The organism is Microtetraspora niveoalba (assembly GCF_001570405.1).
GTDB lineage: Bacteria > Actinomycetota > Actinomycetes > Streptosporangiales > Streptosporangiaceae > Microtetraspora > Microtetraspora niveoalba.
Genome location: NZ_BBYM01000007.1, coordinates 113,624 through 126,513 on the forward strand (window position 1 = coordinate 113,624; position 12,890 = coordinate 126,513).

The following is a 12,890-nucleotide window of genomic DNA, read 5'->3' on the forward strand; positions in this document are numbered from 1 at the left end:
CGGTGCCTCCGGGAGGCACCGCCTAACAGTAGTCAATCACTGATTGAATGCTGCATGGAACAGATGTGGTGCAATGGCCGTATGACTGAGGAAGCGCCGTCGACACGTGCACGCCTGCTGGCCGCGGCGGAGCGCCTGTTCCTGGACAAGGGCGCCGACCAGGTGTCGGTCCGCGCCATCAACGCGGAGGCGGGCCTGAACCCGGGCGCGGTGCACTATCACTTCGGCTCGCGGGAGGGCCTGATCACGGCCCTGCTGGAGCAGGAGTTGCTGCCGCTGTGGGCGGACCGCCTGGAGGTCCTGGCCCGGCGGTCCCGTGCCGACGACGATGACGGCGCTCCCTTCGAGGTCTCCGACCTGGTGACGGCCATCGTCGAGCCGTTCGAGGAGCTGTCGCGGACCGAGAAGGGGCGGATGTTGTGCCACCTGCTGGCCCGTTCGACGCTGTCGATGGGACGGCTGCCGAACGTCTCGACGTGGTTCGGTCCGGCACCGTTCGAGGCGATGCTCGGCCGTGCCCTGCCGCACCTGTCGGTGCGTGCGGTCGCCGAACGGTGGCGGTTGGCGTTCACGCTGCTGCTCGAGGTGTACGGACGTTCGCACAGCGCCGCTCCGAGGGTCGCGACCCCGCTCCCGGAGACGGCGACCGTCATCGCCTTCGTCGCCGCCGGCCTGACCGCGCCGCCTCCGCAGGAGGGGCCGCCGCGGATCGTTCACTAATCAATCGGTGATTGAATCGCGTTTGGCGCCTTTCTTTCCGGCGCCGTGACCGTCGCGAAAGCCGGCCGTTCACAGCCGCGCCCGCGCCTCCTGGACGTGGCGCAGAATGCCGTGGGCGCCCGCCGTTTCCGCGATCGAGCCGGCCTCGTCAAGGAGTTTCAGCGCCTCGTCGCGGCGGCCTTCCCCGGCGGTGACGTAGGCCAGTCCGACCAAGTTGGCGGCGACACCGGGCAGGAACCCGACCTCACGGCGGAGCCGTGTCGACTCCTCCAGGCGTTCCCGCGCGGACTCCGGGCGGCCCGCCCTTTGATCCGCGATGCCCAGGTGCCTGAGGGCGTAGGACGCGGTCAGGACGTCGCCGGCATGCACCGCTTTCCCGTGGGACTGTTCCAGCACGGGAACCGCGGCGGCGTCGTCATTCCGTACGACCTGATGGAAGCACCCGATCCAGAACAGGGCCTCAGCCTCACCGCGTACGTCTCCGAGACGCCGGCGGAGCTCGGCCGCGCGCTCGAACAGACTCAACTCGTGCGGGTCCTCGTGTCCGCTGTCCAGGAAGCGCGCGTGCGCGATGCGGCCCCGGGCGAGGACGAGGTCCGCCTCCACCGCGTCCAGCTCCCGTTCGGCCGCCGCCACGGCGCCGGTGTCGCCCCCGAATACCGCTCGTTCGTAGAGCAGCCTGGCCTGCTCGATCCGGTCGTCCGCGCTCATCTCGCCCCTCGCCGCTCTCGTTCGGTTCGTCGAACCCTAGAAGAGCAAAACGGCGCATGCAGGTGAATATGCGAACCGCTCCCGGGGCGTCCGCACCGGCCGATACTCGTCCGGCGGTGACGGCCGGGTCCTGTCGCGGGGAAGACTTTGCCCGCCGCGTGCCTCGCCTCGTCCGCGCGCGAGGAAGGAACAGGAGGTGGTCCTGCTCCGCTAAGCGAGGTTCCGGAAATGCCGGTCGGACTCAACACGGGCGACTCCGCGTGGGTGCTGGTGAGCACCGCGATGGTGCTCCTGATGACCCCTGGCCTGGCCTTCTTCTACGGCGGCATGGTCCGCGCGAAGAACGTCTTCAGCATGGTCTTCATGAGCTTCGTCTCGATCAGCATCGTGACGATCATCTGGTTCGGCTACGGGTACGGACTGGCCTTCGGCAGGGACGCGGGCGGGCTCGGCCTGATCGGCTGGGGCGACTTCCGCTTCGCGAACGTCTCGCCGGCGGAGCTGACCGGCAAGGTCCCGACGTTCGCCTTCGCGCTCTTCCAGCTCACCTTCGCGATCATCACGGTGGCGCTGATCAGCGGCTCGGTCGCCGGACGCATCCGGGTCGGGCCGTGGATGGTCTTCTCGTTGCTGTGGTCGACGTTCGTGTACTTCCCGGTCGCGCACTGGGTCTTCGACCGTACGGGGTGGATCAACAAGATGGGCGTGCTCGACTTCGCCGGCGGGCTGGTGGTCGAGCTGAACTCCGGCATGGCCGGACTCGCCCTCGCGATCGCGCTCGGTCCCGGCGTCCGCTACCGGCGGAGGGAGCCGCCGGAACCGAGCAACATCCCGATGGTCATGACCGGCCTCGCCCTGCTGTGGTTCGGCTGGTTCGGGTTCAACGGCGGATCCGCGATGGCCGACGGACGGGTCGCGGTCAACGCCTTCGCGAACACGTTCATCGCCGGCTGCGCCGGGATGCTCACCTGGCTGGCCGTCGAATGGTCCCGCAAGCGGCGGCTCAGCAAGCTCGGCTCGGGCACCGGCGCCGTCGCGGGCCTGGTCGCCATCACGCCGTCGTGCGCGTACGTGAACGTCGAGGGCGCCTTCGCGATCGGGATCCTCGCCGCGCTGGTCTGCTCGTTCGCGGTCCAGTGGAAGTTCGTGCTCGGATACGACGACACACTTGACGTGGTCGGGGTGCACGGCACCGGCGGCATCGTCGGCCTGCTCGCGCTCGGCTTCTTCTCGACCGGCTTCCTCGGCAGCTCCGGCCTGTTCTACGGGGGCGGGGGAGCGCTGCTCGGCAGGCAGGTCCTGGCGATCCTCGCGGTGATGTTCTACAGCTTCGTCGTCACGTTCGTCATCGGCAAGATCGTGGACTGGGCGCTTCGCCTGGCGGAGACGGAGCAGGAGCAGCTCGCCGGCTCCGACCTCCAGTTCGGCACGGAATGACGGTCCGCTCGGACGGGCCACGGAACGGCGGCGCCTGTTCATCTCTCAGGGCTGCTCGCCCTTCTCCATGAACGGGACGGGTGTGTCCGGCCGGCCGCCGACGGGGGCGTCTTCTTCCGGAAGGCGCGCAGGCGGAACGGCCGTCACGAGGATTACGCGACTTCCCGGTAGTGCCGGATGAGCGCGGTCACGATGACGGATCCGAGCGTGGCCAGGGGGACGGCCGGATAGAAGGCCGGGGCGTTCACGACGAGCAGCGAGCCGACGGCCGCCCCGGTGGTGAGCGCCGCCAGGATGGCCATCCCGCGCGAGTCCAGACGGCCGCTGCGCCGCGGCACGAGCATCGTGGCGACCATCCCGGTCAGGGTCCCCGTCAGGTAGGTGGTGGACACGGCGGCGTGCCCGCCGAGCCCGCGCATCGCCGCGCTCTGCGTCCCCATGGCGGCCGCGGCCAGCGCGAGGAGGACGAAGGCGGCGGCCCCGGCGGGGCGTCCTCCCGTCAGCAGCCAGCCGGCGGAGAAGGCGAGCAGACACACGAACTCCAGGACGAGCGCCCTCGTCACCCTGACCGGCCAGATCGGCATGTCCTCCTTGGGAGGGCCCGTGACGCGGGTGCCGACCGCGACCCCGACGACGTACCCGGCGACGGCGACGACGGAGTGCAGGGCCACATCCCTGATCAGCCCGCTGATCGCGTATCCCAGCAGCACCAGGTTGCCGGTGACCACGCTGCTGAACACCCCGCCGAGCCGGATGAAGCAGGCGGCGTCCACGGCTCCCGTGCCGACGGTGAGGACGACCGCCAGGAGGGTGAGCCGATGACCGCCCGGGCGCGGGGAGCCGGTCATGCGCTCCGGCGCTCCCGGCCGGACGCCCGGGAGTCCACACGACGCTCCACGCTGGTCATGAGCGGTTCCTATCCAGCGGGAACGCCGCCGTCACCCTCGGTGACGGTTCTGCCCCCCGGGCGGGCGGCGTCAGGCGGAGTAGACGCCCGCCGGGCCCTCAAGGACGAGATCCCCACCGTGCTTGTGCCGTTGCACGACCAACTGGCGGTCGGCGCCCTGGGCTCCACCGCCCGCTGAGCCGGGATCACCGCGATCGCTTCGGGTCAGGCCGCGGCCGGTTCCGGTTCTCTCGTTTTCCCGGCCGTGGCCGGATCGTGCCCCGCCGCCGCCCGGAAGGACGGCGGCGGGGCTCCGCCGTACGCGTGGCTCAGAGGGCGAGCGGTCCGCGGACGGGGAGGCGGGCGACCAGCGGCCGGATCGCCAGTCGCAGGAGGACGAGCGTGTTGTCGTCCCCGGCGACCCGGTTGGCGCTGAGCTTTCCGCAGGCCAGGCAGTGGTGGATGAGCAGCCACTCCCCGTCACGCCGTGCCGTCACGCCGACGGCCGCCATGCGTCCGCGGCAGGTCTCACGTCGGTCTCCGGGGATCCGGCCGTCGACATGCAGACTCGTCAGGCAGTGCGGGCAGTGGTTGCGGTGGCCGGTGCCGGGCGCGGACACCGGAACGTCGAGCCGGCAACCGGTGCAGCGGAACGCGTCGCCCCGCTCGCCACCCGGCCCGTGCAGTACGTCCTTGCGCCGCTGCGGCCTCCGCTCCCGCGGCTTGCGTCGTGGCATGGGTGTTCCGTCCTCTCGTCACCCGGCCTCTCACAGATCGGCGAAGGTCTCGAGCGGGAACGGCGGCTGGGCGAGCGGGCGCACGGCCATCCGCATGAGGATGAACTGGTTGTCGTCGCCCCGCACGGGGTTGGACGTCAACTCGCCACATCGGGTGCAGTGGTGGATGAGTGCCCAGTCGCCGTTGCGGAGCACCGCGATGGTGATCGGCGCCATGCCGGACCGGCACTCGGACGGCCCACCGTCGGCGTGGTCGCGGACGTGCTGCGAGTACAGGCAACGCGGGCAGTGGTTGCGACGGCCGCCGTCCGGGGCGAGCGCGGTCACGGTGAGGCCGCAGCGCACGCACTCGAAGGTCTCGGTCCTGAGAACGGAACGCTGGATGTCGTTCGACATCGGGAAAGACTCCTTGCTGGATATCGCTTCGAGGGCAGCAAGGAAGCGCCGAGCGGGCCTTGGGAGGCGTTCGTCCGCCGACGGTGTCCGCGTGGCACGCGAACACACGGGAAGGTCGGTGCACCCGGGACCCGGCCGGAAAGAGGTGATGCGTCAGTGGCGGGAGCAGCCCAGGGCACAGTAAGGCGCGCTCGGCGCAGGCCAGGGCATAAAACACCACTTTCTATGGGCGTGACGGCCCAGAGTTCACCGGAAAGACGCGGGGAGCCTAACAGCGCCCCTCAGCGTGCCGCCAATGGTTTTCCGCCCGTCCGGGACGGCCCGCCGGGGTGGGCCTCGGCGCGGCCCGGGAGCCGGTCTCGCGGCTCACGTCCGGAGGCGGAGTCCGGCCCACCGGTTTCCGGCGCCGGGCAGGGGGCGCGTCGCCGCCGATATCCGGATGCGCCGGCCGTGTCCGTCCCCGGACAATGCCCCGGTGAGCGACCTGGACTTCTTCGCCGATCTGATGATCACGGGCACCGTGCTGGGGCTCGACCACACCAGCGGGCCGGCGGAGGTCGAGGAGGTGCTCGGGCGAGACCGGACGTTCGAGGCGTCCTCAGGGATGATCTCGGACTTCGGTCTGATCGAGTTCGGCTGGTGGCGCGACCGGCCCCAGGACGAGTGGGCGGTCACCTACTTCGGGGCCCAGACCCACCGGCTGCCCTGGCTCGCCGACGGTGACCAGGTCGAGAGCGCCCTCGTGGCCCGGTACGGCCGTTTCCGGCCGCGGCTCGACGTCGGCGACCTGCTCGCCGCCGTCGAGGCTCGCGGGTTCACGTTGCGAGAACGCCCCGGCTACAACGACGGCTGCGTCGAATATTGGGAGCCGACATCGCGGATGGGCCTCCTCGCGGTGACGGACCCCGACGAGTGGGAGGAGCCGGCCGGGACCGTGCTCAAGATGCTCGGGCCCGGAAGCGGCAACGCGTGGTTGTCGTTCCAGGGGCGTGAGCAGGCGTTCACGGACTACGCCGACCACGCGCTGAGCCTGTCCGAACCGGAGCTGGCCAGGTGGCTGGACGGGCGCGAACCCCGCGTGGAGCCGACCCGGACCGACTGGTGGGCCTGTCTCCGGAACACGGTCGCCCGGCGTACCGAGGGAACGGCATGAGAACGCTCTCCCGTACGGGCTCGGCTCCCTCGGCGAGGGGGATAACGTGGTCACCCTCTTCGCGAAGATCGGGAGCGGGTGTCCATGGACGTTGTGATGAATGTGAAGGAGTACTCCCCTGAGGTCGGGCTGCACCTCGTCTGGGACGAGGAGGCGGGGATCCTCGTCACGTTCGATCACGGTGAGGTGCGCGTGAGGGGGAACGCCTCCGGGTTGAGGACGCTGGCCCGCCACCTGCTCACGCTGGCCCAGGCCGGGGTCCCCTCGGGATCTCACGTGCATCTCGACGACCTCTCCGGCCTGGAGGACGACTCCGTCCCCGTCGTGCTTGAGAGGGACGACCGCCTCTAGTGCCGTGACCGGAAAGGGTCACCGGGGCGGCAGGTAGGACGCCCGTGCCGCGGTGCTCACGTCGGCGGCCGGCAGGACAGCACGACGGCCACGCGCTTTTCGGTCCGCCGTCCGCCCCGGTGTAGGGCCGCGGGGCGGACGGCGGAGCGGATCTTCAAGAGAAGTAGACGCCGATGCGGCGGCCGCCGATCTCGTGGACGTCGATGTCCAGGTCGTACACGGCGTTGAGCACCTCGGGGGTCATCATCTCCGCCGTCGTCCCCCGCGCGATCACCGAGCCGCGTTTCATCGCCACGATCGTGTCGGAGTGGCAGGAGGCGAAGTTGATGTCGTGCACGACCATGACCACGGTCTTGCCGTAGTCGTCGGCCATGCGTCGCAGCCTGCGCATCATCTGCACGGAGTGCCGCATGTCGAGGTTGTTCAGGGGCTCGTCCAGCAGGACGTAGTCCGTGTCCTGGCAGAGCACCATCGCCACGTAGGCGCGCTGCCGCTGGCCGCCGGAAAGCTGGTCCAGGTGCCGGTCGGCGAGGTCGCCCAGCTCGAAGTAGTCGATCGCCTCGTCGACCAGTTCGTGGTCGGCCGCGGTGAGCCGGCCGCCCGAGTGCGGGAAGCGGCCGAAGGCGACCAGCTCCCGCACGGTGAGCCGCACCGACATGTGGTTGTCCTGCCGGAGTACGGCGAGGCGGCGGGCCAGCCGGTCGCCGGGTGTGGTGGCGACGTCCATGCCGTCCACGGTGACGGTGCCGCCGTCGGCCGGGGTCAGCCGGCTGACGACGGACAGCAGGGTCGACTTGCCCGCGCCGTTGGCGCCGATGATGGAGGTCACGCCGCCGGGGGCGATGGTCAGCGACACACCGTCGACCACGGCGGTGTCGCCGTACCGCTTGGTGACGTCCTTGATCTCGATCATCGTCGGGACTCCCGGATGAGCAGGGCGATGAAGTAGGCACCGCCGACGAAGTTGATGATCACGCTGAGCGCGGTGTTCATGGTGAACACCCGCTCCAGCACGAGTTGCCCGCCGGCCAGCACGGTCACCGAGAGCAGCGCGGCGGCGGTCAGCACGGTGCCGTGGCGGAACGTGCCGGTGAGCTGCCTGGCGAGGTTCGCGACCAGCAGGCCGAGGAAGGTGATGGGCCCCACCAGCGCGGTCGACACCGAGACCAGCACGGCGACGGCGACCAGCGACCGGTTGACCACCGAGGCGTGGTCCACGCCCAGGTTGAGCGCGTGGTCGCGGCCGAGGGCGACGACGTCGAGCCGGCGCGCCAGCCGTGCGATCCACACCGCCGTCGCGGCGACGAGCACCGCGGACAGGGTGAGCAGGCCCGGGTCGACCTGGTTGAAGCTGGCGAACAGGCTGTCCTGCAGCACCACGAAGTCGTTCGGGTTGATCAACCGGGACGCCAGCGACGACAGGCTGCCGAACAGGGTGCCGAAGACGACGCCGGCGAGCACCAGGACGTACAGGTCGCGCGCACGGCGGCCGAACAACCACCGGTACAGGGCGACGGCGAAGAACACCATCACCGCCACCTGGCCGGCGAACAGCAGCCGGGGGTCGGCCGAGCTGAGCGCCAGCGCGCCGAACAGGAACACGACCAGCGTCTGGATCAGCACGAAGAGCTGGTCGAAGCCCATGATGCCGGGCGTCAGGACGCGGTTGCCGGTCACCGTCTGGAACAGCACGCTGGAGAAGGCCACCGCGACCCCGACGACGACCATCGTGGCGATCTTGCGGAACCTGATGCCCAGGGCGTACTCCCAGTTGCCGGCGAGCCCGATCAGGCAGAATCCGGCGACCGCGGCGGCGGCGAGCAGCGCGAGCGCGGTGAGGACGCGGCGCTCGCGGCGGCGCCTGGCCGCCCTTGCGGAGGAGGAGGTCGCGGCCGGGGGCGTCGTGATGGAGGAGGCCGCCGTCATCGCAGCCCCGTCCGCCTGCCGCGCAGCAGCAGGCCCAGGAAGACGACGCTGCCGACGACGCCGACGACCGTGGAGACCGGGATCTCGTACGGGAAGCGGACGACCCGGCCCGCGACGTCGCACAGCAGTACGAACAGTGCCCCGGCGAGCGCCGTCGCGGGCAGCGCGTGGCGCAGGTTGTCGCCGAGCGCCAGGGTGACGAGGTTGGGCACGATGAGGCTGACGAACGGGATCTCACCGACGGTGACCACGACGACGGCCGTGATGACGCCGGTGAGCACGAGTCCGGTGTTGACGACCCGGTCGTAGCGCACGCCCAGGTTGACCGCGAAGCTGCGGCCCATCCCGGCGACGGTGAACCGATCGGCGTACAGGTAGCCGAGCACGGTCACCGCGCCCGCGATCCACAGCAGCTCGTAGCGTCCGCGCAGCACCCCGGAGAAGTCGCCCGACGTCCACGCGCCGAGGCTCTGCAGGAGGTCGGCCCGGTACGCGAGGAACGTGGTGGCGGCCCCGATGACACCGCCGAACATGATGCCGACGAGCGGCACGAGGATCATGTCGCGGAAGGTCAGCCGGCGCAGGATCCACATGAAGAAGAACGTCCCGAGCAGCGCGAACGCGACGGCGACCGCCATCTTGACGAAGACGGCCTCGCCACCGGCGAGCAGCGTGGCGAGCAGCACGCCGAAGGAGGCCGACTCGCTGGTGCCGGCCGTGGACGGGGAGACGAAGCGGTTGCCGGTGATGTGCATCATCACCAGGCCGGCCACGCTCATCGCGGTGCCGGCGAGGACGACGGCGAGCAGCCGCGGCAGCCGGGACTCCACCAGGACGCGCAGGTCCTCCGGCCGCCCGTGGAGCAGGCCGGCCGGGGTGAGGTCGCCGACGCCGACGAAGAGCGATCCGGCGGCCAGGACGGCGAGCAGCGCCGCCCCGGCCGCCAGATGCCACGCGCGCAGCCGCCCGAGGAGCGGCCGGCGGGTCATGACAGGCTGTCGCCGACGGCCTTGACCATGCCGTCGACCGAGCTGAGCGCGGTCGGGGCGAGGTACCAGGAGAAGGGGTCCAGGTAGACGATCTTGCCGTTCTCGGCGGCCTTGGTCCCGTTGACCAGCTTGTTGTCCAGCACCTGCTTGGCGGCCTTGCCGTTCTCGCCGACGGCGGCGTCGCGGTCGACGACGTATAGCAGGTCGGGGTCGGTCTTGGCGACGAACTCGGCCGAGATCGCGTTGCCGTGGGTGTCGGTGGACAGGCCCTCGGCGGCCGGCTTCACCCCGAGGGCGTCGTGGATGAGGCCGAACCGGGAGCCCGGGCCGTACGCGCTGAGCTTGCCGCCGGTGGTGAGCACGACCAGTCCGGTCCGGTCGCCGGCCTTGGCCTTGACCTCGGCGACGGAGGCGTCGATGGCGTCGAGGCGCCGCTCGACCTCCGCCTGCTTGCCGAAGATGGCGCCGAGCGCCTCGGTGCGCTCGCGGAGGCTGGACAGGAAGGTGGCGTTGTCCACGGTCAGGTCGACGGTGGGGGCGATCTTGGCCAGCTCCTTGTACGCGGCGGAGGAGCGGCCGGCCACCACGATCAGGTCGGGCGCGAGCGCGTTGACCTTCTCGTAGTCGGGCTCGAACAGCGAGCCGACCTTGGGGTAGGCGTCGGTGCCGAACTTGGCGAGCCTGTCCGGCAGGTTCTCCACCACGGGCACCCCGGCCACCGGGACGCCGAGCTCGTCGAGGGTGGCGAGCGCGCCGAGGTCGAACACGACGGCCTTCTTCGGCGTGCCGGGGACGGTGGTGGTGCCCTGGGCGTGCGTCACGGTCACACCACCGGCGGCGCCCTCGGCCGCGGCCGAGGTGTCGTCCGCCTCGGCGCCGCCCCCGCATGCCGCCAGCAGGAGCAGGAAAGGTAGCAGGAGCACGCCGAGCAAACGGGACCGGAAGGGACGGCGACCCATGAAAACCTCCGAAAACGACAGAGCCGTAAAGGTTTGGTAAGGCTAACCTAAGTCCTTGTCGAGGTCGCGATCGGGGTGCCCCTGTCTTCCGTTTCGGCGGTCTGACCTGCGCTTTCGGTGCGCCCGTGGACGCGCCGGCCGCGCACTGATCGCCGCACCCGCCGGAACCCGCCCGGATCACCGGATCACCGGAACCGCCGGGATCACCAGACCCGGATGGATCATCGGACCCGCCCGGATCACCGGGGCGTTTCGGCATCACAGGACCCGCCGGGATCAGGGAAACCGCCGGGATCACTGGAAGCGGCGTTACTCCCGGATCCGGGCGGGTAACCCGCCCATGGAGGTCGCCATGGTCGGTCACCCGGAACGGCAGAGCCATCGACGGATCTCCCCCCTCGATCCCGGCGCGTCCCGAACCTCTCCGGGGGCGCCCGGGCCCCCTCCCGAGCCCCCTGCCGCGCCCTCACCCGGGCCGCCGGGAACGCGCGCCGAGCAGGAGGCGCGCGGCACGCCGGGCGAGGGGCCCACGCCGCCGTCGCACCTGCAGCTCGAGGTGACCTCGGCGTGCAACCTGCGCTGCCGGATGTGCCTCGTCCGCTACCGGCCGCCGGTGAACCGGATCCGGGGAGCGATGCCGCTGGAGCTCTTCCACCGGCTCCTGGACGCCCTGCCGGGGCTGCGCCTGCTCACCCTCCAGGGGCTGGGCGAGCCGCTGCTGTCGCCCCACCTGCTGCCGATGATCGCCGAGGCCAAGCGGCGGGGCGTCAGGACGGGGTTCACGACCAACGCGACCCTGCTCACCCCCGAACGCTCCGCGCGGCTCGTCGAGCTCGGCGTCGACTGGGTGCGCGTCTCCCTCGACGGCGCCACGGCCGAGACCTACGAGGGGATCCGCGACGGAGGCAGCTTCGCCGCGGTCGCGGCCAACATCCGGAGCCTGTGGGCCGCCAAGAAGGCCGCCGGCTCCCCGCTGCCGTGGACCCGGGTCGTCTTCGTCGCCATGCGGCGCAACATGGAGGAGCTGGCGGACACCGTACGGCTGCTCGCGGGCTGGGGCGTGGACGAGATCCGGGTGCAGAACCTCGCGCACACCTTCGAGGACGCGGGCGGCGCGTACGCGGGGATCCGCGACTTCACCGAGGCGGAGTCGTTGTGGCGGGGCGGGGACCGGATCCGCTCGGCGCGCGCCTTCGCCGAGGCCGCCGCCGTGGCGGAGGAGTACGGCGTACGGCTCAGGCTCCCCGACCTGTCCGGACGGCGCTCGCCCCGGGCGCCGGGGGAGCCCGGGTGCGGCTGGCCTTGGGACGCGGTCTACGTCACCAGCGAGGGCGTGGTGCAGCCGTGCTGCATGGTCATGGGAGACGACCGGGCCACGCTCGGCGACCTGCGGAGCCAGTCCTTCGCGGAGATCTGGGAGGGGGCGGCCTACCGCGAGTTCCGCCGCCGCCTCATGGGCGACGACCCGCCGGAGGTCTGCCGCGGGTGCGCCCTCTACCGGGGCACCTTCTGACCGGCTCGACAGCGACCGGCTCGACACCGACCGGCTCGACACCGACCGGCTCGACAGCGACCGGCTCGACAGCGACCGGCTCGACAGCGACCGGCTCGAGAGCGACCGGCTCGACGCCTCCCCGCCTGCTGGCGTTCCGCGCGCTCAACCTGGGCGATCTGCTGGTGGCCGTGCCGGCGCTGCGCGGGCTGCGGCGGCGCTATCCCGGTCACCGCCTGACGCTCGCCGTCCCCGCAGCCCTCGCCCCGGTGGCCCGGCTGACCGGCGTCGTGGACGAGGTCGTCCCGCACCGCGGCCCGCACCCGCCGCCCGTGCGGGAGCCGGACGTGGCCGTGGATCTGTGCGGGGTGCTGCCGGACAGCGTCCGGGCCCTGCTCGCGATCCGGCCGCGCCGCCTGGTGGCCTTCTCCTGCCCCGAGGCCGGGCACCCGGACGGGCCTCCCGTACGGGATGTGGAGCACGAGACGGCCCGGTGGTGCCGGCTGGTGCGGTCGGACGGGGCGGAGGCCGACGAGGGCGATCTGCTGCTGGCCCCTCCGTCCGTCCCGAGCCCCTGTCCCGGGGCGGCGGTCGTGCATCCGGGCGCCGCCTACGGCAGCAAGCGGTGGCCGCCGGAACGGTTCGCCGCCGTCGCCGGGGCGCTCGCGGCGCGTGGGCACGCCGTCGTGGTGACGGGGACGGCGGCCGAACGGGGGACGGCGGCCCGGGTCGCCGCCGCCGCCGGGCTGTCGCCGGAGGCGAACCTGGCCGGGCGGACCGACCTGGAGCTGCTGCTCGCGCTGGTGCGCGGGGCGTCGCTCGTAGTCAGCGGGGACACCGGGGTGGCGCATGTCGCGAGCGCCTACGAGCGGCCCTCGGTGGTGCTCTTCGGTCCGGCCTCGCCGCGCATCTGGGGTCCGCCGCGCAAGCCCGTGCACGCGGCGCTCTGGCACGGCACGGGGGAGCGGGACGTGCTGACCGACGTGCCGGACCCGGCGCTGCTCGCGATCACGGTCGACGAGGTGCTGGAGGCCGCCGCGCGCGTCCTCGACGGCGCGCCCAGATTGTTCCCTTAAATCCCCTGGGGATGGATTTATCCGGATTTCGGGTACGGGCAGGGGTGATTCCCAGGC

The 12,890-nt window shown here is 71.5% G+C and carries 15 protein-coding genes; 7 read left to right on the forward strand and 8 right to left on the reverse strand.

The genetic code is table 11. The features are described 5' to 3' along the window. Positions 1 to 81: 81 nt before the first annotated feature. Positions 82 to 720 carry a TetR/AcrR family transcriptional regulator gene (locus AWQ70_RS07305; RefSeq protein ID WP_067172005.1) on the forward strand — a complete coding sequence of 213 codons (639 nt, stop codon included), beginning with the start codon at positions 82 to 84 and terminating at the stop codon, positions 718 to 720. 69 nt (positions 721 to 789) lie between these two features. Here AWQ70_RS07305 and AWQ70_RS07310 read toward each other — a convergent pair whose 3' ends face one another. Then, positions 790 to 1,431 carry a tetratricopeptide repeat protein gene (locus AWQ70_RS07310; protein ID WP_067172007.1) on the reverse strand — a complete coding sequence of 214 codons (642 nt, stop codon included), beginning with the start codon at positions 1,429 to 1,431 and terminating at the stop codon, positions 790 to 792. 228 nt (positions 1,432 to 1,659) lie between these two features. On the opposite strand from AWQ70_RS07310, the gene AWQ70_RS07315 reads away from it, so the two are divergent. Beyond that, a complete protein-coding gene (locus AWQ70_RS07315; protein WP_067172008.1) occupies positions 1,660 to 2,868 on the forward strand; it encodes an ammonium transporter in 1,209 nt (402 codons plus the stop codon). A 152-nt stretch (positions 2,869 to 3,020) separates the two neighbouring features. Here the strand turns inward: AWQ70_RS07315 and AWQ70_RS07320 are convergent, their stop codons facing one another. Continuing rightward, on the reverse strand, positions 3,021 to 3,716 hold the full coding sequence (locus tag AWQ70_RS07320) for a DUF1275 family protein (protein ID WP_067172010.1): 696 nt from the start codon (positions 3,714 to 3,716) through the stop codon (positions 3,021 to 3,023). Between the two features lie 99 nt (positions 3,717 to 3,815). Here AWQ70_RS07320 and AWQ70_RS38665 point away from each other — a divergent pair, with 99 nt between their 5' ends. Continuing rightward, complete coding sequence (locus AWQ70_RS38665) at positions 3,816 to 3,953, forward strand: hypothetical protein (RefSeq protein ID WP_157529932.1); 138 nt, start codon at positions 3,816 to 3,818, stop codon at positions 3,951 to 3,953. A gap of 130 nt (positions 3,954 to 4,083) precedes the next feature. On the opposite strand, the gene AWQ70_RS07325 is transcribed toward AWQ70_RS38665, so the two are convergent. Further along, positions 4,084 to 4,491, reverse strand: a complete 408-nt coding sequence (locus AWQ70_RS07325) for an RNHCP domain-containing protein (RefSeq protein ID WP_067172012.1) — start codon at positions 4,489 to 4,491, stop codon at positions 4,084 to 4,086. A 30-nt stretch (positions 4,492 to 4,521) separates the two neighbouring features. Then, positions 4,522 to 4,887, reverse strand: a complete 366-nt coding sequence (locus tag AWQ70_RS07330; protein WP_067172015.1) for an RNHCP domain-containing protein — start codon at positions 4,885 to 4,887, stop codon at positions 4,522 to 4,524. A 475-nt stretch (positions 4,888 to 5,362) separates the two neighbouring features. Here AWQ70_RS07330 and AWQ70_RS07335 point away from each other — a divergent pair, with 475 nt between their 5' ends. Then, positions 5,363 to 6,040, forward strand: a complete 678-nt coding sequence (locus AWQ70_RS07335) for a hypothetical protein (RefSeq protein ID WP_067172017.1) — start codon at positions 5,363 to 5,365, stop codon at positions 6,038 to 6,040. An 84-nt stretch (positions 6,041 to 6,124) separates the two neighbouring features. Beyond that, positions 6,125 to 6,391: an Imm32 family immunity protein gene (locus tag AWQ70_RS07340; protein ID WP_067172267.1), complete on the forward strand. Its 267-nt coding sequence runs from the start codon at positions 6,125 to 6,127 to the stop codon at positions 6,389 to 6,391. 154 nt (positions 6,392 to 6,545) lie between these two features. Here AWQ70_RS07340 and AWQ70_RS07345 read toward each other — a convergent pair whose 3' ends face one another. From AWQ70_RS07345 to AWQ70_RS07360, 4 genes are read right to left on the reverse strand one after another with little or no spacing between them, the layout of a single operon-like run. Next, positions 6,546 to 7,304: an iron ABC transporter ATP-binding protein gene (locus tag AWQ70_RS07345; RefSeq protein ID WP_067172019.1), complete on the reverse strand. Its 759-nt coding sequence runs from the start codon at positions 7,302 to 7,304 to the stop codon at positions 6,546 to 6,548. Further along, positions 7,301 to 8,317: an iron chelate uptake ABC transporter family permease subunit gene (locus AWQ70_RS07350; protein WP_067172021.1), complete on the reverse strand. Its 1,017-nt coding sequence runs from the start codon at positions 8,315 to 8,317 to the stop codon at positions 7,301 to 7,303. The genes AWQ70_RS07345 and AWQ70_RS07350 overlap by 4 nt, the downstream gene beginning before the upstream one ends. Continuing rightward, positions 8,314 to 9,306 carry an ABC transporter permease gene (locus tag AWQ70_RS07355; RefSeq protein ID WP_067172024.1) on the reverse strand — a complete coding sequence of 331 codons (993 nt, stop codon included), beginning with the start codon at positions 9,304 to 9,306 and terminating at the stop codon, positions 8,314 to 8,316. The genes AWQ70_RS07350 and AWQ70_RS07355 overlap by 4 nt, the downstream gene beginning before the upstream one ends. Further along, complete coding sequence (locus AWQ70_RS07360; protein WP_245646812.1) at positions 9,303 to 10,229, reverse strand: siderophore ABC transporter substrate-binding protein; 927 nt, start codon at positions 10,227 to 10,229, stop codon at positions 9,303 to 9,305. The genes AWQ70_RS07355 and AWQ70_RS07360 overlap by 4 nt, the downstream gene beginning before the upstream one ends. A gap of 388 nt (positions 10,230 to 10,617) precedes the next feature. Between AWQ70_RS07360 and AWQ70_RS07365 the strand changes: the two genes are divergently transcribed. Both AWQ70_RS07365 and AWQ70_RS07370 read left to right on the forward strand, forming a co-directional pair. Continuing rightward, positions 10,618 to 11,778, forward strand: a complete 1,161-nt coding sequence (locus AWQ70_RS07365) for a radical SAM protein (RefSeq protein ID WP_084516645.1) — start codon at positions 10,618 to 10,620, stop codon at positions 11,776 to 11,778. Next, complete coding sequence (locus AWQ70_RS07370; protein ID WP_245646814.1) at positions 11,751 to 12,833, forward strand: glycosyltransferase family 9 protein; 1,083 nt, start codon at positions 11,751 to 11,753, stop codon at positions 12,831 to 12,833. The genes AWQ70_RS07365 and AWQ70_RS07370 overlap by 28 nt, the downstream gene beginning before the upstream one ends. The last annotated feature ends 57 nt before the right edge of the window (positions 12,834 to 12,890 follow it).